Genomic DNA, 23886 nt, shown 5'->3' on the forward strand with positions numbered 1-23886 from the left:
TGGCTGAGTTCGAAACCGAGCTGGCCATCCTCAAGGGTCGCGTTGACGGCCTCGAGGCTCGCGTTGGCGATCTCGAAGCAACCCAGTTCTCCACAACCACCAAGCTGAAAGGACAAGCTGATTTCTTCGTTGGTGCCGTCAGCTACGACGATCGCGACGAGTGCAACGCTGCAAAAGCTGGTGCATGCGAAGACGATGCGACAACCATGTCGTACCGCTACACCCTCAACCTGAACACAACCTTTACAGGTAAGGATCTGTTGTACACCCGTATTAGAACGGGGAACATGTCCAATGTTTGGACAAACGACAACACCTATCTTTCTGATGCCAAATCAGGTACCAATGCGCTGAAGATCGACAAACTTTGGTACACCTTCCCAGTTGGTGAAGAGTTCAAAGTCACGGTAGGTGCGCTTGTAGAGAACTACTACATGGTGGAAACACCAACTCGCTACAAGCCCATCCTCAAAGCAATGAAGCTTGGGGGTTATGGAATTCTTATGGGTGCAAGTACCGGACAGGGTGCAGGTATCCAATGGCGCCAAAATGTTGCTCCCGGCGAAGCAGCATGGAATGCAGCTGCAAGCTACGTTGCTGACGGCAACGAGGGTGCTGATTCCAACTCCAAGAAAGGTATGTTCGGTGAGGATACCGACGGCCTATTCCTAAGCCAAATTGGTTATGGAAACAGGAAGTGGTACATCTCCGGCCTCTATGCTCACAAACAGGGCAGTGGTGGATCTGATCCTGCGGAAGGTTACTCAACTCCTGCCGTTAACAAGGATGATGCCGCTCTGAATGCCTTTGGTGTTCGTGGCTATTGGACACCTGAGGAAACCGGCATCGTACCGACAATCAGTGCAGGTATTGACTTCGGCTTCAATGACGCAAAAGCCGATGGTCAAGTTGAGGAAAGTTTCGGCTGGATGGTCGGCCTAAACTGGAAGAATGCTTTCGTTGACGGCAACAAGCTTGGGGTGGGCTTCGGTTCATACTCAAGCTACGCAACATCAATGAAAGGTGACAGCAGCCCTGATGACGAGAACTTCGCTTTCGAGGCTTATTACGATTACCAAGTCAGTGACAACGTCACGGTAACTCCCGCAGTGTTCTGGGTTCAGGATGCTGATGGGAATGCATCAGTGGATGGATCTGACACACTTGGCGCATTGGTTAAAACCACCTTCAAGTTCTGATCAACTACAGGTCAAAACAAAAGCGCCCCAAGGGGCGCTTTTTTTTTGAAGGAACAGGGGGGATTGCCCCCAAAAATTGAAAAAGCAACAGTTACCAACAGTTCTCGCCTTCCCCAATAGGAACACAAATATCTTCTTGCTCTGCCTTTTTCTTCAAGGCAGCGGCGTCAGAATCCAAAACACTTTCCTCATCAACGCCTTGATCTGTGGTCCATTCCTTAAGGCCACCCGCATCTTGGGCGTGCAGAGCTGGTGCAGATGCAACAAGAAGCGACGTGGCAGCAACGAAAACTGAGATAGCAGAAGGCTTTGGCATTTGGATGAAGCTCAACTAATGCAATTGTAATGAAGATACAGCCACAAAATACCAGCGACGACCAGATCAAAAGCTACAAATCAGTACGACAAGCGTCGGACGGCGTTCGTATAGCTTTGAAAGATCAGGTCAAGTTCATCCGATCGACCATGGCGAGCCAGTAAACCACGAGCGCCAGCATCGATATTGAATAAAATTGAGCGGTCGTCAGGCGCCTTGACATAGCTTTCTATCCAACCGACACATACATAACGAACACCTCTCACAACGGTTTTAACACAATGAAGAGTGGAAGAAGGATAGAGAACAATATGCCCAGGTGGCAATCGAAACTCCTTCGTATCCTCACCGCCGGCTTGGATCAATAAAGATCCACCCTCGTAGGTGTCTTCATCGCTCAGAAAGCAGGTGAAAGACAAATCACGGCGACCATGGCGGGAAAAAGGATTATCAACATGCCATCCATAAGAATCTCCGACATTGGACCTAGAAACCAACAAACTGTGAACCTTGCGAACAAGTGAAAAACTTTTGACCAAGGGATCACTCGTTAATGCTGTAGTAATGCGGTTACAAATCGCAATAGTAAGCTCAGCATTTGGATCGAGCTGCTGATTAGTCTTCACCAGTGCAGCCTGATCACCTGCAGTCAATCGGCCATCCCGCCAGGGTAGGTCGGGAGCACAGAGGCGTTGCTGAAAGTCACGAACTTCAGGAAGAGGCAAAAGAGAATGCGTCAGGAAGTCCATCGATCAGGGAATTTCAAGAACAAAAAGCCTGAACCAAATGCTACAGAGTGGAACGTCAAAAACAGATGACGACTGGAACCCCTGAAGTAATATAAGAGTAATTATATCTTGAAGCATGCGTAGGTTCTTTGCAGCGCTGGGTATGGTCGCAACAATTGCTGTCCTGCCTTCAGTGGAAGCAAAGGAAGTAAGGGTGTACTCAGGCCGGCATTACAACACTGATCGTTATGCCTACAAACAATTCAGTGAAGAAACTGGAATCAAAGTAAGACTTATTGAGGCCACAGGAATATCGCTAGTTGAACGTCTAAAACGAGAGGGAGAAAATTCAAAGGCCGATGTGATTCTGTTGGTTGATGCAGCGAGAATTAACAATGCTGCCGAAGCTGGTCTTCTGCAGCCAGTGTCTTCAAAGAAAATCCAGTCGAATGTTCCATCACGGTATCGGGATCCATCAAATCGATGGTTTGGTTTCACGAGGCGCGTAAGATCGATCATTGTAAATCCTGATATCGTTGATCCAAATACGATTAAGACCTATTCCGATCTTGCGAATCCAGTTCTCAAAGGAAAACTCTGTCTGCGCAAAAGGAAAAACGTCTACAACCAGTCACTTGTAGCCGACCAAATCATAGTGAATGGTCAAACTGCTGCTTCAGCTTGGGTTGAAGGGATGGTCGAGAATGTAAGCCAGCCGTATTTCGGTGGTGATGTATCACTGATTCGTGCAGTTGGACAAGGCAAATGTGGGGTAGGACTTGTCAATCATTATTATCTAGCACGAATGCAGGCAGGGGCGAGCGGAAAAAACGATCAAAAAGTGACATCAAATATCAATCTGGTTATGCCCAACCCAGCCCATGTGAATATTAGTGCCGCAGGGGTTGCTAAGTCAGCAAAAAATAAAAAAGAGGCGATTCAATTTATTGAATTCATTTCGTCACTAAAAGGTAGTCGACTCATTGCAGGTCCAACATTCGAATATCCACTGAAGAGCCTTGGTACATCAAAGGAACTAAAAGCCTTTGGAGAATTCACCCCAGACAATGTTTCTATTAGTGCTTTAGGTGCAACGCAGAAAACCGCAATAAAAGTGATGGCGGATGCTGGCTGGCGTTGATCTGAAGAGCTAAACAATTCACAGAATAGATTCAAGATTTCATTTGCTCTTGATAATGACTCTCATTTAACTTGGTGCAAATAACACACCATGCGAGCAATTCGACTTGCCTGTGCGTATCATTTGGACATTGATAAGTAAAAAATGCTGAGCACAACCAATTCGATCTCCGCGTCATCTATCGCCTGCGGCCCATCAGGTCGTGCAATAGCAGAAGCAATTGACTCTGATCTTCTAAGCGCGATCCAAGCCCACCTCAACATGGAAAGGCAGGCACATGCCTCCTATTTCGCTGCAGCAATCTGGTTTGCTGAGCGGGAGTTGAGGGGATTTTCCCGATTCTTCCGAGACGAATCCAACAGCGAGCATGAACATGCTGCCAAATTCGCGGAATACATCATTGCTCGAGGTCAAAGCGTTGCGCTTCAAGGGGTTGATGCTCCCTTGCAGAACTGGGCATGCCCTGCAGATGTGATGGCAACCGTATTTCAAATGGAGGTTGACGTCACAGCTTCATTGCAACAGCTGTATTCAATGGCAGAGAGAGTGAGCGATACGCGTACCACGGTGTTTCTCGACCCGATGGTGGAAATGCAAACCCAATCAGAACACGAATTTGCGCACCTTCTTGGACGGGTGAAGTTTGCTGATAATCAAGCAGCGGCTTTATTGCTCATCGACAACGAGCTAGACCAAGGAAATAACAAACCTGCATCTCTTCAGGGATAATTGACTCACGACCAGAAAGTTGATTAACACACATCAACTTTCTGATGTCACGTATTTAGCCCTTGTGGATCGATTACGAAACATTTTATATCACGCATTAACGATTTAGGCGATACTTCCAGGTATTCAGAAATAAGCCGATGCGACCAGCCTTGGCTTCTTAATGCCATTGCAATCTTCAGTCGTTTTTTACGCCAACCATTAGGAGACCCTAAATAGTGTGAAACTCTTGATGTGGTGCTTGAATTCATGACATAAGCCCTTTATTTGAGAGATGATATAAATTAGAGCATGCGAATCAATTAAACAACAATTGAATGTTGCCTGCCAACATCATATAAGCAAGACTGCTGTATAGCTAACATCAATCTAGAACGTAGCCAATGATGCTAAAGCGAGATACATATACGAGCAGAGGAGACTAATTGAAGTTATTGTATAATTTTAATTGGAGTGATGACCTCATTCAAGGTCGAATTAAGGATGCCTGATGGAGTCAAACACTTCGAATGTCCTGACGATGAATACGTTCTAGAAGCAGCAGAGCAGTCTGGGATTGATATGAGTTATTCATGCAGAGCTGGAGCATGCAGCACTTGTGTAGGGAAGATCATCGAAGGAACAGTTGATCAATCTGATCAAAGTTTTCTAGATGATGAACAAATGCAAGACGGATATTCACTTCTGTGCGTAGCTTATGCAACATCAGATTTGATCGTAAAAACTGATTGCGAAGAAGAGCTTTGGTGACAATGGAAGGAACGATAGGATCATCTCAAAATGAAAGTACTGAGGGAAAGCGAGATTAGTTTGGTTGATCAGTATCTAAATGCGGCCTGTTTCAACAAAATAAGCGACAGAACCTATCAGAACATGCTGAGTTACGAATCAAAGGCCGATCCAATCGAAAAAAAATTGATTAAAAGGATCAAAGAACAAGTAAGGCACGGAAAGGTTGTGCTTTCTTCTGGATCAAAGGTAAAAGCTTGATCAGCCTGGATGTGATAAAGAATACAGGCAGTGGCATACTCTGGGAGAAAAAATAATCAAAAGCATCAGAAAATAAGAAAAATAAAATCAGATGAGCACCAGTCAAATACTTTGGATTGATCTCCAGCCATCACTGTATTGCCTTTTCAAGCGAACAGCGCAGAGCTTGGGTCACCATTTTGAAGTCAAAAGATGGTCGTTTGAACATGATCTTGATGAATCATGTGATGTTGAAGTCGTCCACAGCCTAATGAGGCACACGATAGAAAACTCTCCACATCCAGTTCATCTTGTAGGCCACGGAATAAGCGGTACTATTGCATATTTATTTGCTGAAAAATATCCCAATAACATATCATCAGTTTCTGTGCTATCAGTAGATACTCACTCGACAAATCAATGGACTAGTCATTATCAAAGTATGCGGGGCCAATTACCCTGCTCAAGATTTCATATTTTAAGCCATCTAAGCCGACTATTGGTCGATAGAAAAACTGAAACAGTTGTCAATATTATGGCGAGGCTGTTAGCAAAATGCTTGGATAATGATTTAGTGTATGGATCTATTGTCAATAGCCAACCAATCACGAATCTAAACAAAGCTGAGGTTCCAATACTGGTGATTAATGGTGAAAAAGACTTTGTTGTTGATGAACAGAGTGATATCAGATGGAGACACTGCCTAAAACCTGGAGACTGCTACCAAATAATTTCTAACGGACGCCATTTCTTCCCATTTACAGAGTGGAGTCAAACTGCAAAAATGATCGAATCATTTGTCAGGATGGTACCTGAGCAACATCAGAACCAAGTCCCTAATAGCTGTAAAAATCTGAGTATTAGTAAAACCAACTCATGAATCAAATGAATACCTTCGACGTCATCATCATTGGTGGAGGACCAGCAGGTTGTTCTTGTGCATTGTATACAGCAAGGTCAAATCTATCGACAATTATCCTGGACAAAAATCCAGCTGTTGGTGCACTTGCTATCACTCACAAAATTGCAAACTATCCGGGTGTGGAAGGGGACACATCAGGTGAGCAGTTGTTAAAAACAATGAGAAATCAAGCAATTAACTATGGAGCAGAATACAAGCAGGCTCAAGTTTATGGAATCAGCATGACTGATTCAGAGAAGACTGTATATACACCAGAGGGAACATTTGTAGGCAAAACATTGGTTCTTGCAACAGGTGCAATGGGAAGAGCATCAACACTTCCCGGTGAGAACGAATTTCTTGGTAAAGGGGTTAGTTATTGTGCAACTTGTGACGGAGCTTTTTATAAAAACCAAGAAGTGGCTGTCTATGGTTCAAATCATGAAGCAATTGATGAGGCACTTGTACTTACAAAATTTGCATCAACAGTACATTGGATTACCAATAATAAACCAAACGCAAATACTCCAGCAGTAGAAATCCTCCTCAATTCTAAAAATGTAAAGCACTGGAAGCGCACTAGGCTCACCTCCATACAAGGAGATGACCAGGGAGTAAGTGCTGTCAAAGTTCAATCATCTGGAGGTCGTGAAGAGCAGATGATCCAAGTTCAAGGTGCTTTCGTCTACTCCACAGGTTCTCTGCCAATCACCGACTATCTACAAGAGCAGGTACCGGTCAACCCAAATGGTGGAGTTCGAGTAAATAGCGACATGATGACAAATCTCGAAGGAGTCTGGGCAATCGGAGATATCCGCAATACACCCTTTAAACAGGCTGTTGTTGCTTGCTCTGATGGTTGCATTGCAGCGATGGCAATTGACAAGTATTTGAATAAACGGAAGGACGTACGGGTGGATTGGGTGCATCGATAAAAAAAAGCGCCCTCTCGGGCGCCTACAGTTCAGTAATCAATTACATTCAGGCCTCAGCGTTTATTTGCTGAACCCAGGCCTGCAAACGTTGATCTGTCAATTCCGACTCATTGTCTTCATCGATTGCAAGTCCGCAGAACTTACCATCAATAATGCTCTTTGAGTCCTCATAGGTATACCCTTCTGTGGAAACCTTACCAATCAACTTGGCACCAGATTGAAGAAAAGCCGTATACAGTTCCTCCATGGCATCACAGAAAAAATCCGAATAACCGGAGGAGTCACCAAGACCTACGATTGCGACTGATTTACCGGCAAAATCCTTGTCAGGAATTTCCTGAACCAGATCATCCCAGGCTGTTCCTGACCGTGCTTCATCAGCGCCTGTATTCCAGGTTGGAACACAACAAATTAACGACTCAGCTGCAACCAGCTCATCAATTGAGTCGATGTTGTCAACATCCTTCGCTTCTGTTCCAGGAAGAAGCTCTTTGAGTCGATCAGCCACATCCTCAGTTTTACCAGTAGATGTGGCAAAGAAAATAGTGAAAGTCATGCAAAAGAAATCACCAATCAATAATCGCAAATCATCGCTCTCCCGAATTAACGCTTGTTTCAACTGCAGGTGAAATCAGTTACGTCCAGACACCTCATCCACCTCGTTCTGCCAGACAAATTCTTATCTAAGACTGTCTAAGACGATTCAAAGACTCACGATACTCCGATAATGCTTGATCAAATCCTGTCTCACGGATACGTTTGAGCCAACGGAGACGAACCAAGTCATCCTGTTCAATGTGGTCAATGAATTCTTCGAGTATGGCTGATCCAACAAGCATGACAAACTCTAAAGATCAATGCCAAACTTTAATTAATTCTTTGAACGGCGGCCAGTCAAATGATTCTTTTGACTCGATCTTAAGCGATACTCAATAAGAGCAAATAAGAATAAAGAGTGACGTCTTGACAAAATCAATCAAGAGAATTTCACTCGATTTATATTAAAAGCTAAGCGCAATAAGCTAATAAAACTAAGAAGGCAAGTAAATGGCTATAGGAGCAAAACTTTTAAAATAAATCAAAGCAATAAATAATTAAACAGGTAAATGTCAATCCAGACAAAAAACGTAAAATCAGTTCAAGAAAGGCGATATGTGAGTTGAGCTGTTAACAAGCAGCGAGACAGTAATTCTTCTAACAAACATTTCTGCGTGGATTGAGAATCAAGAGAATGACTAATCACAGCTAAAGAGTCTTTCATAGCCAAACATCTCGCACGGTAAAAAGATATTTCCGCAACGAGCCGATTTTTTAGCTTGGGATGCTGACAATGCTGTATTGAACGACTCGCACATTGAAGTCGCTGCCGCATCCATTCAGCCTCTCTGCAGAGATCGCCAAGAACACCAAAGGAATTCACGATCTTCAAAATTGGAGTGGTGAAGAGTTGATGAGGTCAGGTGCAATGCGCATGGTGACATCACCAGAAGACATGGCGATCATGTCGGCTTGACGCCATTTCGATAGAAGGCGGGTTGTGGTCACCCGGGTAGCACCGATCAACTCACCAAAACGATCATGGGTTAGACGGAAGGGAAGCTGATAAGCATCGCTGCAACGAAGTCCAAGCCGGTTAACCAAGAGCGCCAGAAGAGCGTGAAGCCGCTGTTCCGCCTGACCCAGATGACGGACTCTTAGGAGCTGCAAGGTCCACTCATTGACTGCGTCGATTCCGAATTCGTCCGCGGAGACGGAGTCACGACGAAACTTCAGGGCCGTAAGTGCCTCGACACAAGCCCCGTCACTGCACATGCGATCGGTGCGAAGCCTGTCGCCTGACTGCAAAAACGCCAAGGTCATTCCCTCGGTTTCCTCACAAGGGCAATACACCCGGCAGACACCCTCCAACACTTCCAGAACGGTGGCCTGGTCTCGACCGGCAGGGTCCAGCAGAACGGTCTGAAGCCTTGGCATCGACAAAGGTGCCGCCGGATCATCCGGCAAGAAACGGTAGGCAGACGTCGTCACGAACTATCGCGATTGAGAATTACTCGCAACAGTACAGACTTCTTGTCGATATTGCAAGTCATTCTCAATAAGGCCCTCAAATTGAGATTCTTTCTCAATACGCTGCAGGCCAACTCCATCCGTACTCAGAAGAAGTGAGCGGAGCAGCTGAGCATCGCCCTGAATTCGAAGCATCGGCTCGATGTGGATATGGCCCAGTACACCTCGCTCACTGAGTGACCAATGGATCGCTTACAACGCTGAGGCGTTCTTATTGAGCGTTTGCGCTGTATTTCCTTGTCAAAACGCAAGGAACGCAGCTTTTGTGGTGATCAGCCTCCCCCGGCTGCTGCAATGGGAAAAAGATCACCACTTGGACGGTACAAATAAAAGCAAGTCAAGGAACGGCTGATGCTGCTGGGGTCCACGAAGGAGAGCCATCACTTGGCTATTCGAGAGTCATCAGGTGTATGAACAGCACACTTGTCAATCCCATCAACGAACCAACCCATACCCACTACTGGATTGCCCTGAAAAAAGCGGGGTGGGTGGGGTCTCCAACCGCTACCTTGCCACCTCTCGGAGGGTCGCCACCATCTCCTCATCAACACAGCGATCAGCCAATCACAGGTAAAATCATTTTTCATGGAACCTCGAGTCCCCCATTAAGCGGTTCCTCCATTGACCATTGGGCGCTTGTTAAGGGTCTGAATGCTCTTCACAAGCGGGGGGCTCGATCAGGGATTTGGCTTGCGACAACATTCGGGTGACTCATTTAGCCATTGCCACCGACTCATCTGTATCGCGTCTTATTCCCAACAGGGGTGATTGTGTCTAAGGAGTCCCCAAACCTCCATCCAATGGCTTTTACCTTTGCCATTGGGCGCTGGAGCGACCTGACTCCCTCTCTGGCGAGCGGGGAGTCAGTTCAGCGTTTGATGGGTGACTTGAACTCGCAAAACAAAATCTCAGAGTTGCTGGAAGTGGTCGCAGCGATTGTTGTCACAGCAGGACTGGTTGCCGGAAACCTTCTGCTGTTCTCACCATTGCGGGTAGACAAGCGGATTAAAGCTCCAGCACCTCCAGCTCAACCTCAATACACAGCTGGCCCAGTATTTAGGTGAACAGCTATAGACGTTGGCGCGGCTCATGTGATCACTGGCATCGCCTCTTAAGAACAAGCAGTAGCATCGACAGTGCGAATGTGACTTTGGAGTCTCAAACCCATCCAATGGCCCCTGCATGACCATTGGGCGCTGTTCAGGAACTGAAGCCTCTTCTGAAGGGGGGAGTCAGTTAAGCGTTACTGGCATCTGAACATCGCAAAGTGATATTTGCCTCGGCAACCCACTCATGCGGTATTCATCATATGGTGAATGGTACATCCTGATCCATGATTCCTTTCGTACTGCCAATCGTTGGCCTAGTACTGGTGTTAAGTCACATCATCTTCGGAACTAACCCTCAGAGCCAAGGCTGAGCCACACATTAATAGGAGACTTTGGCAAAATTGATAAGACTCATTTGATAACTGCCTTTACATCATCTGATTAATGCTCAAACTACGGCAGGGGTAATGATGTTTATGGAAGTTCTGCCGTTAGGGCTTTCCATCCAATGGCCTATCCACAGTCATTGGGGCGCTGGAGAGTAACTGGCTTCTCTTCTTCAGTGGGAAGCCAGTTCAGCGTTGACTTACTGTTCACTTCAACACGTCGATACGTAGGCAACGATCATTTGGCTATTGTCATTGCCTCATTACAACGGAACAGCATCCATCCGCAAAGCCATGCTTGTTGCGGGGCCTCGGAACCACCATCTAATGATGTGTTGTGCATTGTGCATTGGACGCTAGGTGTCAGCTGACTCGTCTTCTCAACCGGGGGAGACAGAACAGTCTTGCCACCGCCTAAACAGCGGGATACTGAATGACTTTGCTTTTGAAGGGAGGGAGTCAATTCAACATTTTACCCCATTAACCTTCCAAAGGCTCATTTGATTCATCAGTCAGCATCATCTGGAGCAGCAACATCCTTATACCCATTCATAGTAATCATGGATGTTCCGCCGCAGGAAACCTCCAACCAATGGTGGGGGCAATCACCATTGGGCGCTGATAACACCACTGACTCCCTTCTGACGATGCGGGGAGTCAGATCAGCGTAATTTGCATTGCAAAAATTTGACGAGCCCACTGAGATCATCTGGCGTGCAAATGAAATGGATTGAAGCTAGTCAAAGAAATCCACGCGCAACATCTGGTTGAAGGGTTTTATTCAGGCCCAATTCAAGCTGGTCACACCACTGACTCCTCCCCAATGAGTAGACAGGGGGAGAGACCAAAGGCACAGAGGAGAAAAAAACCAGTTATCGATTCATTTGAAAGATGAGATTAGATAGTTTGTACTCGCACTCTGAGAAAAACCAGCCAATATGTATTTGAAGGTTCTCGCGAAGCACCTTCATCCGATGGCTGATCCGGGTCATCGCGCTGGGGTTACAACTGGCTCCTCTACTCAACCAGGGGAGTCAGTCCAGTTGCTTACTCCCAGAAATGCACTGAATTATTATGGCCAAAAGCAAAGGCGTTCGCATCATTGTCACACTCGAATGCACCGAATGCAGAACAGCAACTGCTGCTGAAAAACGCAGTCCTGGAGTCTCTCGCTATACAACAACTAAAAACCGAAGAAACAATCCTGAAAGGCTCGAACTGATGAAATTCTGTCCACAACTCAACAGGATGACTCTTCATCGCGAAATAAAATAGAAAAAATATAATACTTGCAAAACGGCACACACCAAGTAAGCTCGTCTCAAATAAAAATTGGTTATCAAAGCATGGGCGAGTGCATGCCTTCAGCAATTCATTTTGGGCAAAAAACCAACAGCGAGAACCGCATATAGACCAACGCATCAAACGCACCACTGAGTCATCACTGATCAACACTAATCAATCAATACAAACATCGATCAGTAGAATTTAGGACACAGCCTGATTCATCAGCAGCTAGTTTACGCAAAGCAGCGATCTATTCTTGACTAACATTGAAGCCTTCGCACACATCATTGACCTCGCTAACAGAACGACTGACACGGCCACTTATGAGTATTTAATGAGAGAAGCGCAGGAAATCATGCGCGACAAAAATACGGAAGACATAGATTATTGTGATTTTAGACAATTGGTGAAAGAGCGGCTCGAGAATCAAACACTTAAAGCAAAAGAGCAAGTCTACAAATAAGTGAAGAATAGCAAGCATCAATTAACATCATCCCTGCAGTCGACAGATACTGTTGACATATTCAGAATCGCAGCAATCGATAGGCTGAAAAATAATATCCAGAAAATACACTTATATCAGGCAATTAATGTGGCACAATTTTTATAGATCGACCTACTACCTATAAATGAAAACTTCGGGCTTTTTAAACTAGCATCACTTACACGAGAGTGCATCAATTAAAACGTGGTACTGAGGCATGTGAAAGACATGGACCTATTCACAACGCGAAAATCAGATTGGGCAGTTCACTCCAACCTGAGCTGTTCAAACAATGAATCTGATGATATCAGTTTCATTGGGTGTCATCTGGCTCTTCCTCCCTCCAGGTTCAAGAGCCAGAGTGTCGCTTCAACCAAACCAGAACAATTGATTGGTCTTATCTTTGCCCATCAATAACTGGCGTTGATGTTTTCTACTTCTCACCATCAACACAATGTCTCAAAAATCATCCCGGTTTTCAAAACTTGATTCATCGGTATTAGAAGCACAAATGCGCTGCGGAACGGAATGGCCGATAGGCCTTGTTGATGCAATTGCAGAAGCCCATCGGACCACAGTTCAAAATGTCATTGAGCGTCAACGTGTTTTAAGGCGGGCGGGATCACAGGAACATAAATATAACGTTTATTTTTGAGATTATTTTAGTTTTCCCATGTCCTTATCAGGATTCGAAATTTCTGTAGGTGGAATCACATCAATTCCACTAACAAGCGGCTTGGTTCTTCTTCTCTACAAAGCATTTGGCGAAAAACGACTGGATGCGAGCAAACTCAAACCAAAAAAAGTAGCAACCAAAGCAATGACTTCAACCCCCAAAGAAGAAAAAATTATCGACAAAAATCTAGATTCACTGAAAGTAAAATAAGCATTGCAAACATCAATCTCATGTCACATATTCTTATTCCATTGTTAACTGCATTACTTTTGAGTGCATGCGGTCTGAATGGAGAAAGTGGTGCCTCCTCCAATGGTGGTCAGGCTGAAAACCCAGCGGACCAAAAAACTAAAACAGAAACCATTGGTCTAACTTCAGAACCGAGTAGTGAGAGATCAACGTTGCTGGATTCCATCAAGAATGGAGGCTATGTCATTTATTTTCGTCATGCAACGACGGAGAGGGATTACGCAGACCAAGCTGATCCTCTGATGAGCCTCGATGATTGCAGTTCTCAGAGGAAGCTGAGCACTCAGGGAATCAAAGAATCCCACGAAATTGGCGTGGCCTTTGCTTCAAAAGGAATCCCAATCGGTGAAATTATTGTTAGTGAGTATTGCAGGTCATGGAAAACAGCAAACCTCGCATTTGGGGAATGGACCATAAAAGACTCCCGATTAAATTTTTTACCTTATAAAGATTACACCGAGGATCACATTGCACTGATGAAAAAGAATGCCATGCCTTTATTAACACGCCCACCTCTGCCAGGAACCAACACAATCATTATCGGACATGATGATCCTTTTGAAGCCGCAACAGGAATTTATCCTGAACCGCAAGGAATCGCATTTATCCTCCAGCCCGATGGGGGAAAAAGCTTCAAGATCATCGGTAGTGTGTTGCCTTCTGAGTGGGCAACACTCTGAGAAAGACAGCCACTCTGATCCTTGATCATCTGACTTGAAAGATGTTCAGGATCTAACATTCGCTTGATAAGTTTCGAACACTCAAGGGAATACATAGCAGGATAATTGAATTGTCGACCTCGGACGGGTTTCGACAAAAATCAAAGTGATCTATCTCTCGTTAGGAATTTCGGGAGGTAGATTTTTTTTGAGCGTAGATCTTTAAACAACAAGAGATGTGTGTCTAAAGCAGGTACTGCCAAACCTGCAAATCATGCAAACTCGTACATAATCTAGAGAGCACCGCATTCTTTAGGCGGGTATATTTGATACGAGTTCTGCGCTCAAATGGCTAAAATCAGACATCAAATTAGCCCCTTGCCAGAGCCAAAATTTTTTATTTAGCAGCTCATAGCATTCAATCCAAAGCATCAAATAATCCAAATCAGTTACCCAAGCAATTAAACAAAAAATTCTTAGATCAAATGACTCTTTGACCGGTTAAATATGACTTACGCCTGCAAAGCTATGTAAAAGCAGATTTATTCGACAGACAGCACTCATTATGTTTTTTATGCCGCATCTTTTTGAAAATGCAGTCTTACGGAAGTTCATCAGTCAGTTATGACTGGTGGGCTGGAAATGCAGGAGTCGCGAAGCGCAGCGGTTCTTTCATTGCAGCCCACGCTGCCCATGCAGGTTTAATCATGTTTTGGGCAGGTGCATTCACCTTGTTTGAGTTGGCCCGTTATGACGGAACACTGCCAATGGGAGAACAAGGGCTGATTTTGATTCCACATCTCGCCGGCCTTGGCTTCGGCGTAGGGGAAAGCTCTGTAATCGTTGACCAACAACCCCTCATCGCGATCGCAGCATTCCATCTGGTTTCGTCTGCTGTTCTTGGAGCAGCTGGAATCTGGCATACACTTCGAGCACCCAAGGACCTTTCAGAGGCTGAAGGCCGCGCCCAAAAGTTTCACTTTGAATGGAGTGATAGCAAAAAGCTCACGTTCATCCTGGGGCATCACCTGATTTTTCTCGGCCTCGGAGCCATTGCCTTCGTTGAATGGGCAAAGCACCATGGAATTTACGACAGCGCCATCGGAGCTGTTCGACAGGTTGAACCAAATATTGACCTCGGCATGGTGTGGGGTTATCAGGCTAATTTTCTCTCCATCAGTAGTCTTGAAGACGTGATGGGTGGCCATGCTGTTTTGGCCTTCGTTCTCACGATTGGTGGTGTTTGGCATATCATCTCCAGCCCTTTCGGACCCTTCAAAAAGGTCTTGATCTACAACGGCGAATCGATCCTGTCTTACTCGCTTGCTGGTGTAGCTCTGATGGGATTTGTGACCGCCATTTGGTGTGCTCAAAACACAACAATTTACCCCGTTGAATTGTATGGCGATCCATTGAAATTGAACTTCGCCTTCTCTCCCTACTTCAGCGACACAACTGCTCTTGAGGGTGGTGCCCACTCAGCCCGAGCTTGGCTGGCCAATACGCACTTCTACCTTGCATTCTTTTTCCTGCAAGGACATTTTTGGCATGCCTTACGCGGTATGGGCTTTAACTTCAAGCGCGTTTCTGAAGCGCTTGACAACATGGGAAATTCCAAGGTCAGTGCCTGATTGATCTGCCTTTTCTGATTTACCCCTCATCTCATTAAGATGGGGGTTTCTTTATTTGTTTCGTCATTCAGGTCAATATCATCTACATCAGCCCCAATACAAAAAAGACGGCAAGGGCGCAGATCAACAAACTGATGGCAGGAGTCAGCCTCGGTTGACCTCAAATCAAGCGCAAGAACCCTCGGCTCAGAACACAAATGTCGTTTTGATCAGCCCGCCCAGTTGCTGGAAGGTTGAACCATTCGGTGTGAACCCACCCATCGGTCGCGACAGATAGAACAGCGCCGGGGTGAGGCTGATGTTGTCGGTCACTTGGAACTGATACCACCACTCCCAGATGAACTGACCATCAGCAGGGGTGTCGCCACCTCGCAGATCGGTCGCAAACACGGGCTGGCCGACAGCCATTCCGGCGTTGTTCCCCGCCATCAACACATCGTTCCACTGCAGCCCAGCCCTCCAGGACTGACTGGTCCTCACCTGGCCTTCGCGCTGGGTGTCGGACTGATTGATGCCCCAACCGAGCGACAGCGATGGAAGCCAGCCGCTCTCCAGTGGCTGCCAGAAACCACCCAGTGCATAGGCGTGAGTCACGCCCCGATCACTGAAGCGATCCTTGACGAAGGGCGTGGCGTAGACGATCAGGTCTTGACCGTTCTGAACCTTGGAATACAGGGCAGCAACGCCCCAGTTGTCACCCTCCCAACCCAGCTGCAAGGTGCCGGTGCCTCCCGCCTCGTCGGTGGCGAAGCCACCGGAACGGGTGTCGCTTGATGCACCATTGGCCGCCACATAGTTGGCCGACGCGCGGGCTCCGCTTTCCGCTGCCCAGCTGATGCCCACGCCCGCACCTTTGTTTTTGTTGTAGGCCCCCGGAGCTCCATTCACCGTGAGCACATCGAGAATCGGATCACTGGGATAAACGCTCGGCCAGATCGCGAGCATGTCTTCCTGGCCAACAATCGGGCCGGTGGTGATGGTGACCTCATCCCCCAACGGGAAGGAATAGAAGAATTTGTCGATCGCCACCAGATTGGGTCGATCACCCTCCTGAAACGCAGTTTCCAGGGTGGCCAGACCCGACGGCCCACCACTGCCGAAGACGTTGCCGTCACCGTCGAAGTTGCCGCCACGCAACACCGTGGTCAATTGATCCTTGCCGGTGAAGGAGGTCGCCAACCCCAGCTGAAGGTCGTAATTGAATACCGTTCCGCCGAACTCGGAATTGCTGTCCGAACGCAGCCGGGATGCGGATCCCTTGAAGCGACTGGCTCCGAACACCCAGGAGGCTTGTCCTTTGAGTTTGGTGGTGGTGGAGAACTGGGTGGCTTCCAGTTCGCCCACGCGGGCCTCGAGGCCGTCTACGCGACCCTTGAGGATGGCCAGCTCGGTTTCGAATTCCTTGAGCAGGCGACGCAGCTCATCGGTCACTTCAGTAATCCGGTCGAGGCAGGCGTTCAGCAGGGCAGCCGCTTCGTAGCGGGTCATGGCCCGGTTGCCACGGAAGCTGCCGTTGGGGTAACCGGCGACGCAGCCGTAGGTCTCAACCAGGTTGGCCAGAGCCTGATAGGCCCAGTCGGTGGGGACAACGTCGGCGAACTGGGTGACGCTGGTGACCTGCTCAAGGCTGTTGCCACTGGCAGTAGCCGCGTAATCAGAAACGCCGTTGATGTTCAGCTCGGTGGCTTGGGCGGCTGGGCTGTTGACCACAGCCAAAGGGGCGATCAGACCAAGGGCGGCGGGCGCCACCAGCAGTTGCTGGACAAACGTCATGACTGGGAAGAGATAAAAAAACCCCAGAGGTGATCCCTGGGGTCAGAAGCTGTGAAACGGCGTGCTCGTGATCAGTCGATCAGGGCCACCCAGGCAAAGGCCATGCCGATACCCATCCAGATGCCGGCGCCAAGCCGTTGCCCCTGGGAGCCGAGGCGCTCAACCAGAGACTTGGACCAGTTGCTCACCACCAGCAGCAGCGCGCCTTGGCCAATCAGCAGGCCCAGGAAATAGGTGAACAGCGGGGTGGGTTCCGCACCAACGATGGTGCTGCCCAGCAGAAAACCGTGCAGGGCCACCAGCGGCAGCAACCAACGGGTGGAGGTCACGGTAAGAGCCATCAAACCCTCCACCACCAGGCTGAGGGAGACCATGGCCTCCGCCCAGGGAGCAACGGCATCCGGCAGGGGGATGAACTGCGACAGAACACTGCCGCCCAGGCCAGCAGCCAGAAGAGGAATCACCCAGGCGCGGGGACGTTGCAGGCCGATGAAGGCGATGGCCAGCAGAAACAGGAGATGGTCAGGACCCAGCAGCGGGTGACCAACGCCACTGAGCAATCCCTGCAGGGGGGTGAGGGCAGCGCTGTCGCCCATGCCAAAGGGGTGGTGGGCGAAAGCCGGACTGGCCAGGAGAAGAACCGCCAGAAGCGAAGGGCCGGCGATCTGCAGCGGCCTGCGCAGGGCAAGTTGCAAAGAATTCAAAAGTCGATCCTCGTCGGTTTGATCTGGCGGGCGTTCTGACTGACGTGGGCGGAGAGCCGACGTTTCACAGCTGCGGGACAGCGGCAGATTTTCACTGCTCTTTCCCCGTTTCCTTCAGCGGCTGTTCCCCGCTGAAACCAGCACCCCACCCTACCGGCGCTTGGCCGTCGCGCCTGACCAACAATCATTCGGCCTGTGGCGGTGCATCGGCAAGGTCAGTGGTGTGGAAATTCCAGCGATCACCGTCTTCCAGCCAGAGCTCCCAGGCCAGGCGGCGGCCGCTCCGTTTCAGTCGCAGCTGGCCGCCAAAACCTGCCGGAGAGGGCTGATAGAGCTCGGTGATGTCGTCAACAGGGGCTCCATCCCGGGTGAACACCTGCTCCACCTGCTCACCCAGCCGAGCCGTCAGGTCGCTGCGCAGCTCATCAACCGTCACGCCGGCTGACTCGAGAAATCGAGCACAAGATCGCCGACGTCATCCCGGCTGATCTGAAACCCGAAGCCATCAACGGTGCCGGTCCAGAGGCCCGCATCGAGATCCGCCTCGATCCCCTCCAGCTGCTCCACCTTGTGATCGAAGAGCAGGCCGAAGCAATGGGCGGCGACCTGCGCGGCCTGGGACGCATCCATTTCATCGAGTTCGTGGGCTTCCACCGGACACCCATCGAGCAGTTCGGCATCGATGACGTTGCCGGACCCGACGTCCTCAACAAGAGCTTGCAAGCCAGCCAGATCGTTCATTGCCGTCGCCGTTGAAGCAACACACGCAACACCATCATCCCAGGGCCAGAGCGGTGGTGAGGGCCGTGTCCACGCTCAAGGTGCGCGATCCCAGATGCACGGGCTGCGCAATCACCGCCTGGGCCAACTCCAGTTCAAACGGCACAAAACCACCCTCCGGCCCCACCATCACCACGGCAGCTCCCGGTGGGGTGTCCCGCAAGGGAAGAGAGGCCCCCATCTGGGCCATCCAGCAGTGCCGTCCGGCACAGAGATCCTTGAGCTGGTCTTCGACAAAGGGGCGAAAGCGCCGATGTTGGTGCACCCGGGGCGCCACCGTGTCGCTGGCGCGCTCCAGCCCCCCAAGCAGCGCATCGTTCACCTTCTCTGGTGCGAGCAAAGGCGATTGCCAATAGCTCTTTTCAACCCGGGCGCAGTTGATCAGGTGAAGATTGGCTACCCCATATTCGGCCACGGTGCGGAACAAACGTCGCAGCACCTTGGGCCTCGGCAAGGCCAGAACAATGTCGAACCGATGGCGGGGCGGCGGTGGCTGGTTGAGGTCCACCTCAAGCACCACGGCATCTGCATCGAGCGCGCAGATACGGCCCTGGCCCAGATCGCCATTCAGCTCACCAACCCGGATGCTGTCGCCCACCGCAGCCCGTAGCACCGAACGAATGTGATCCGCCCGCCGATCAACAAGACGAACCCTACGTTCATCCAGCCAATCCGAACGGTTGAGAACAACGATGTTCATGGCTGGATCTCTGGGATCAACAGCACGCCGTCACCAACAGATCCGTCAGTCCAGCACAACAATGTCCCAGGCCCACAATCCTCAGCAGTGTTCGAACACCCCGGGGATCAATTCCCGCTCGCGGCGCGCCTGAAACTCAGCGTCGGCAGCACGCAGCGCCGCAGGATCATCCTGGAACCAGCAGCCGTAGAGAAGATTCAGGATCCGATCAACATCAAGATCACGATCAGCTACGTCCTGCCAGAGACGTTGGCTTAATTCGGCATCAGCCAGCTGAAATTGAGCTTGGGCCAGGCGGCGGGCTGCGTCGAAATGGGCCTGTTGCAACTGCCGCGACGGAGAGTCGTACTGAAGCAACCGTCCCTGGATCGTTTGAAGCAAACCCATGCCATCAGCTTTGCTGCATTCAGATTGAATCCGCAGATGCCGATCGACAATGAGTCGTCATGCTGGTTTTCAAACAGCAGCCCCAAAGCCAATCACAAGAAAACGATCAACACTGATCAAATCCCAACAGGATCCTGTCCTGCAAGGCTGCGTGATTGAGGCCAGGACGATTCAATTGCAGAGCCGGAAGAAGATCAAGCACAAGATTGTTGGCTCGGCGGGATTCAACGCAAACGCCAACGCGATCCTCCACAGAATGGGCCAGACGGATCTGATCCATCACCAGTTGCAACTGGAACATCTGCTGGTCGAGGCTTCTGGCATGGACAGCCCCGTTGAGGCTGCAGCCCAGCAGCACGCTCAACCACCAACCCTGTAATCGCATCGGCATCACACCACCAGAAGGCATCCCCCCTCAACGTCCCATGCCGCCTCCCCCTGGGGTGAGCATGCGAATGGCCTCGCCCGCCTGGAGCTCCAGCTGCACGGCACCGGGCAGGGGATGGGCCACCCCCTCACGATCCAGCCGCAGGTTCTCGCCACAGGCACCACTGGCTCCTCCATTGAGACCGAACGGGGCCACCTGCCGCGAGCCACTGATCAGCGACACACTCATCGGCTCGAGGAAACGGATCGTGCGCTCCAACCCGTCGCCTCCTGGCCATCGGCCTTGGCCGCCACTGCCGGAGCGCACCGCGAAGGATTCCAAGCGCACCGGATAACGGCCCTCGAGCACCTCGGGGTCCGTCAGCCTCGAGTTGGTCATGTGCGACTGCAGCCCCACCGATCCGGCAAAGCCCTCACCCGCGCCGCCACCTCCGGCCACCGTTTCGTAGTACTGGCAGCGGCCATTGCCGAAGCTGACATTGTTCATCGTTCCCTGGCCGGCCGCCTGGGCGCCGAAGGCCGCAAATAACAGATTGCAGAGGGCCTGAGACACTTCCACGTTGCCGGCCACCACAGCGGCGGGGGGCCGGGGATTCAACAGACAGCCCTCAGGCACCACCAGATCGAGCGGCGCAAAACAGCCCTCGTTCAAGGGGATGTCGCTGTCGAGGAGACAACGAATCACGTACAGCACAGCCGCCCGTGTCACCGCCAGGGGGGCATTGAAATTGCCCGGCCGTTGGGGCGATGTTCCGCTGAAATCCAAACGCAACCGTTGGCGTTGCGGGTCGAGGTTCACCTGCACCACCAGACAGGAGCCGTCATCCAGGGCCAGCTGATGCCGGGCGTCCGTCAGGCGCAACAGCAGCCGCTGAACACTGCGAGCTGCGTCCTGCTGCAGCAGGGTCATCTGCCGTTGCACCAGGGTCTGCCCCTCCCGCTCCACGAGGGATTGCAGCGCCACAATCCCCGCCTGATTGGCCGCCACCTGCGCCTGCAGGTCGGCCAGCAGTTCCGGAGGGTTGCGGGGCGGCGTCGCCATGCCGCTCCACACCGCTTTCAGATCAGCGGCAAGAACCCGGCCCTGGCGCACGAACAGCTGGTTGCGCAGCAGCAGGCCCTCATCGGCAATGGTGCGACTGAAGGACGGCATTGATCCGGGAGCGATGCCACCCACATCGGCGTGATGGCCACGGCTGGCCACAAAGAAGCTGGGCTGATCCCCGTTGCAGAACACCGGCGAGATGGCGGTGATGTCGGGCAGATGGGTGCCGCCGTGGAAAGGGTCATTGCTGAGCAGCGTGTCGCCGGGCTGCAGCGGTGCGACATCACCAATCGCCACCTGGGCCAGCAGGTCGCGGACGCTGTCGCCCATCGATCCGAGGTGCACCGGAATGTGGGGGGCATTGGCCACCAGGGCCCCCGTGGCATCAAACAACGCACAGGAGAAATCCAGGCGCTCGCGAATGTTCACGGAGCGACTGCTCTGCCGCAGCTGTTCCCCCATCTGTTCGGCGATCGCCATGAAGCGGTGACGAAACAGTTCCGCCTGCAACGGGTCGTGGTTACCAGCCTGGGCACGCTCCGGTGATCCGTCTAGGGGATGCGAGCGTTCCAGCAACAGCGTGCCCCCCTCCGCCACCCGGGCCTGCCAGCCCGGCTCCAGCACCGTGCAGCCCGTGGCTTCGGCAATCAGGGCCGGACCTGCAAGACGCTGATTCAGCCGCAGGGCACTGCGGTTCAGCAACGGCACCTCCATCCAGCCGCTCGACTCCAGGTGCATCGACACCTGCGGCGATGGCTGCACCTCTGGCATTGGTTCGGCCTTCTCAGCTGTGGCTGTAGCTGCGGTTGTGGCTGTGGCTGTGGCGTCGAACTGTTGGGGAGCTGTGACCTCAACATTCAGCTGTTCGACGATCAGGGCCTGATCGGCATCAATGCAGTAGCCGTAGCGTTGCTGATGGCTCGCCTGGAAGGCCGAGATCACGGCATCAACGCCTTGCTCAGCGAACCAAGGGAGCACCAGGGTCTGCTCGGCAGAGGAATAACGCAGAGCCAGGCTGACCCAGACCTCCGGCTCCCCCAAGTCGGCATCAGCACCATCCCCCTGGCGATGCAAGGTCTCCTGCGCTTCTGCCATCAGCCGCTCCACCTGATCCGGCAGGGCCGCCAACAACTCGGGAGAGAGGGCAGTGCCGAGATGCACCTGCTGCCGGCAGCGCTGGCGGGCCTGACCCATGCCAAAGGCGGAGAGCACGCCGGCCATGGGATGCAACAGCACCGTGTTCAGCCCCAGTTCATCCGCCAGCCGACAGGCGTGCTGACCACCAGCTCCCCCGTAGGCCACCAACACCCCGCCGCGAATGTCCTCACCGCGATGCAGCGACACCCGGCGGATCGCAGCGGCCATGGTTTCCACCGCCAGTTGCAACGCCCCGGATGCGACCCGCTCCGGGGTCTGTCCCAGCGCTGCCGCGAGCTCGGCGAAGCGATGCCGCACCACCTCCCCATCCGGGGGCAGATCCCCGGACGGGCCGAACACCGCCGGGAAGCGATCCACCTGCAGCCGCCCCAGCAGCAGGTTGGCGTCGGTGATGGTGAGCGGTCCGCCGGCGCGATAACAGGCCGGGCCCGGTTGCGCTCCGGCGGAGCGGGGCCCCACCCGCAGCCGCTCCCCATGGAGCTCCAGCACGGATCCGCCACCGGCTGCCACGGTTTCAATCGGCAGACGTGGGGCCAGCAACTGCAAACCGGCGATCTCGGTCTGCTCCTTCACTTGCCGCAAAGCCTGCGCATCGGCGCAAGCCACACAGAACACATCCGTCGACGTTCCCCCCATGTCGAAGCCGAGCACCGGCACCCCGTCAAAGCCGGCCATCCGCGCCGCGGCGATCGCCCCAACCATCCCCGCCGCAGGCCCCGAAAGGATGGTGTCTTTGGCCTGCAGCCTGTCTGGAGCCTGCAACGCTCCGCTGGAGGTCATCACCCGCAGGGGCGTGGCGGCACCCAACGCCCCCTGCACCTGTTGCAGGTAGCCATCCAGCACCGGATGCACGGCCCCCTCCACCAAGGCCGTCTGCCCCCGCGGCACCAGGCGGGGCATCACACTCACCTGGTGGGAGCAGACCACGGTGCGAAAGCCAAGTTCCCGCAGCAATGCAGCACAGCACTGCTCATGGGCTGGGTTGCGCTGGGCATGCAACAACGCCACCACGGCGACGTCGAGGCCGGAACGGCGCAGCTCCTCAAGACGCCGCCGCAGCGGCTGATCCAGCACCAGGGACTCCACCTCCTCACCCCGGGCATCGAGCCGACCGGTCAGCTCCAGCACCGTTTGCGCCAAGAAGGGGCGCTGGGGCTGCTCAAGCGCGAACAGATCGTCGCGGTGTTGATCGCCGATCCAAAGCTGATCCCTCAGCCCGGCATTGGTGAGCAACAGCAAGGGAGCACCAGCCCCCTCCAGCAGCGCATTGGTGGCCACGGTGGTGCCGAGACGCACGTCGTCGACGTCCCCCAGATCCACGGGCGGTGAAGCCGACGCCAACATCGCTTCCATGGCCGACACCGCAGGGTCTCCAACACGGGCCTGCTCCGAGAGCACCTTGCGCACGTGCAGCTGGCCTTCTGGATCGCGACCAATCAGATCGGTGAAGGTGCCACCGCGATCAATCCAGAAGCACCACCCCATCTCAGGCCCTGGCCTACGTCGTCCCAGCCTGCCGCGTAGGCCGATCAACAAACCATGTCGA

22 protein-coding genes and 1 riboswitch are annotated in these 23886 nt (G+C 51.7%); of the genes, 10 read left to right on the forward strand and 12 right to left on the reverse strand.

What is annotated here, in order from left to right:
- Positions 1-1199, forward strand: a 1199-nt coding sequence (locus DXY33_RS04520; protein ID WP_115131929.1) for an iron uptake porin, incomplete at its 5' end; no start/stop codon positions are given.
- 91 nt (positions 1200-1290) lie between these two features.
- Here DXY33_RS04520 and DXY33_RS04525 read toward each other — a convergent pair.
- Positions 1291-1515, reverse strand: a complete 225-nt coding sequence (locus tag DXY33_RS04525; protein WP_115131930.1) for a hypothetical protein — start codon at positions 1513-1515, stop codon at positions 1291-1293.
- 80 nt (positions 1516-1595) lie between these two features.
- Positions 1596-2264 carry a Fe2+-dependent dioxygenase gene (locus tag DXY33_RS04530; RefSeq protein WP_115131931.1) on the reverse strand — a complete coding sequence of 223 codons (669 nt, stop codon included), beginning with the start codon at positions 2262-2264 and terminating at the stop codon, positions 1596-1598.
- Positions 2265-2379: 115 nt separating this feature from the next.
- On the opposite strand from DXY33_RS04530, the gene DXY33_RS04535 reads away from it, so the two are divergent.
- The 5 genes from DXY33_RS04535 to DXY33_RS04560 all read left to right on the forward strand — a co-directional run bounded on the left by DXY33_RS04535 (position 2380) and on the right by DXY33_RS04560 (position 6918).
- Positions 2380-3384 carry an extracellular solute-binding protein gene (locus tag DXY33_RS04535; RefSeq protein ID WP_115131932.1) on the forward strand — a complete coding sequence of 335 codons (1005 nt, stop codon included), beginning with the start codon at positions 2380-2382 and terminating at the stop codon, positions 3382-3384.
- Between the two features lie 144 nt (positions 3385-3528).
- Positions 3529-4113, forward strand: coding sequence for a ferritin (locus DXY33_RS04540; RefSeq protein WP_115131933.1), 585 nt, complete (start codon positions 3529-3531; stop codon positions 4111-4113).
- 456 nt (positions 4114-4569) lie between these two features.
- A complete protein-coding gene (locus tag DXY33_RS04545) occupies positions 4570-4863 on the forward strand; it encodes a 2Fe-2S iron-sulfur cluster-binding protein (RefSeq protein WP_170950944.1) in 294 nt (97 codons plus the stop codon).
- 331 nt (positions 4864-5194) lie between these two features.
- Positions 5195-5962 carry an alpha/beta fold hydrolase gene (locus tag DXY33_RS04555; protein WP_115131936.1) on the forward strand — a complete coding sequence of 256 codons (768 nt, stop codon included), beginning with the start codon at positions 5195-5197 and terminating at the stop codon, positions 5960-5962.
- Between the two features lie 5 nt (positions 5963-5967).
- Entirely contained in the window at positions 5968-6918 is a 951-nt protein-coding gene (locus DXY33_RS04560; protein WP_170950945.1) for an NAD(P)/FAD-dependent oxidoreductase, read from the forward strand.
- Between the two features lie 46 nt (positions 6919-6964).
- Here DXY33_RS04560 and fldA read toward each other — a convergent pair whose 3' ends face one another.
- Together fldA and DXY33_RS04570 are read right to left on the reverse strand one after the other, a co-directional pair.
- Positions 6965-7474: a flavodoxin FldA gene (fldA, locus tag DXY33_RS04565; RefSeq protein ID WP_115132224.1), complete on the reverse strand. Its 510-nt coding sequence runs from the start codon at positions 7472-7474 to the stop codon at positions 6965-6967.
- An 869-nt stretch (positions 7475-8343) separates the two neighbouring features.
- Complete coding sequence (locus DXY33_RS04570; RefSeq protein WP_114987779.1) at positions 8344-8892, reverse strand: Crp/Fnr family transcriptional regulator; 549 nt, start codon at positions 8890-8892, stop codon at positions 8344-8346.
- A 2602-nt stretch (positions 8893-11494) separates the two neighbouring features.
- Between DXY33_RS04570 and rpmG the strand changes: the two genes are divergently transcribed.
- The 4 genes from rpmG to DXY33_RS04595 all read left to right on the forward strand — a co-directional run bounded on the left by rpmG (position 11495) and on the right by DXY33_RS04595 (position 15406).
- A complete protein-coding gene (gene rpmG / locus DXY33_RS04580; protein ID WP_115131939.1) occupies positions 11495-11695 on the forward strand; it encodes a 50S ribosomal protein L33 in 201 nt (66 codons plus the stop codon).
- A gap of 1169 nt (positions 11696-12864) precedes the next feature.
- The gene (locus tag DXY33_RS11975) at positions 12865-13077 is read left to right on the forward strand and encodes a hypothetical protein (protein WP_136975422.1); all 213 of its coding nucleotides are present in this window, start codon (positions 12865-12867) and stop codon (positions 13075-13077) included.
- Between the two features lie 20 nt (positions 13078-13097).
- Complete coding sequence (locus tag DXY33_RS04590; protein ID WP_115131941.1) at positions 13098-13796, forward strand: histidine phosphatase family protein; 699 nt, start codon at positions 13098-13100, stop codon at positions 13794-13796.
- A gap of 572 nt (positions 13797-14368) precedes the next feature.
- Entirely contained in the window at positions 14369-15406 is a 1038-nt protein-coding gene (locus DXY33_RS04595; protein ID WP_115131942.1) for a chlorophyll a/b binding light-harvesting protein, read from the forward strand.
- Between the two features lie 186 nt (positions 15407-15592).
- Here the strand turns inward: DXY33_RS04595 and DXY33_RS04600 are convergent, their stop codons facing one another.
- The 8 genes from DXY33_RS04600 to DXY33_RS04635 all read right to left on the reverse strand — a co-directional run bounded on the left by DXY33_RS04600 (position 15593) and on the right by DXY33_RS04635 (position 23825).
- Positions 15593-17179, reverse strand: coding sequence for an iron uptake porin (locus DXY33_RS04600; protein ID WP_115131943.1), 1587 nt, complete (start codon positions 17177-17179; stop codon positions 15593-15595).
- A 71-nt stretch (positions 17180-17250) separates the two neighbouring features.
- The gene (locus DXY33_RS04605) at positions 17251-17883 is read right to left on the reverse strand and encodes a HupE/UreJ family protein (protein WP_115131944.1); all 633 of its coding nucleotides are present in this window, start codon (positions 17881-17883) and stop codon (positions 17251-17253) included.
- Positions 17884-17890: 7 nt separating this feature from the next.
- A riboswitch (cobalamin riboswitch) is annotated at positions 17891-18040 on the reverse strand.
- Between the two features lie 27 nt (positions 18041-18067).
- Entirely contained in the window at positions 18068-18319 is a 252-nt protein-coding gene (locus tag DXY33_RS04610; RefSeq protein ID WP_115131945.1) for a hypothetical protein, read from the reverse strand.
- Positions 18316-18624 (reverse strand): hypothetical protein, encoded by a 309-nt coding sequence (locus DXY33_RS04615; RefSeq protein ID WP_114987787.1) that lies wholly within the window; start codon positions 18622-18624, stop codon positions 18316-18318. Before DXY33_RS04615 ends, DXY33_RS04610 begins: the two co-directional genes overlap by 4 nt.
- 34 nt (positions 18625-18658) lie before the next feature.
- Complete coding sequence (locus tag DXY33_RS04620; RefSeq protein WP_115131946.1) at positions 18659-19363, reverse strand: 16S rRNA (uracil(1498)-N(3))-methyltransferase; 705 nt, start codon at positions 19361-19363, stop codon at positions 18659-18661.
- Positions 19364-19444: 81 nt separating this feature from the next.
- On the reverse strand, positions 19445-19750 hold the full coding sequence (locus DXY33_RS04625) for a hypothetical protein (RefSeq protein WP_114987989.1): 306 nt from the start codon (positions 19748-19750) through the stop codon (positions 19445-19447).
- Positions 19751-19856: 106 nt separating this feature from the next.
- Positions 19857-20141, reverse strand: coding sequence for a hypothetical protein (locus DXY33_RS04630; RefSeq protein ID WP_244275863.1), 285 nt, complete (start codon positions 20139-20141; stop codon positions 19857-19859).
- 24 nt (positions 20142-20165) lie between these two features.
- On the reverse strand, positions 20166-23825 hold the full coding sequence (locus DXY33_RS04635) for a hydantoinase B/oxoprolinase family protein (RefSeq protein WP_115131948.1): 3660 nt from the start codon (positions 23823-23825) through the stop codon (positions 20166-20168).
- Positions 23826-23886 lie beyond the last annotated feature (61 nt).

The sequence above is a fragment of the Synechococcus sp. N26 genome, from assembly GCF_900473975.1.
Lineage (GTDB): Bacteria > Cyanobacteriota > Cyanobacteriia > PCC-6307 > Cyanobiaceae > Parasynechococcus.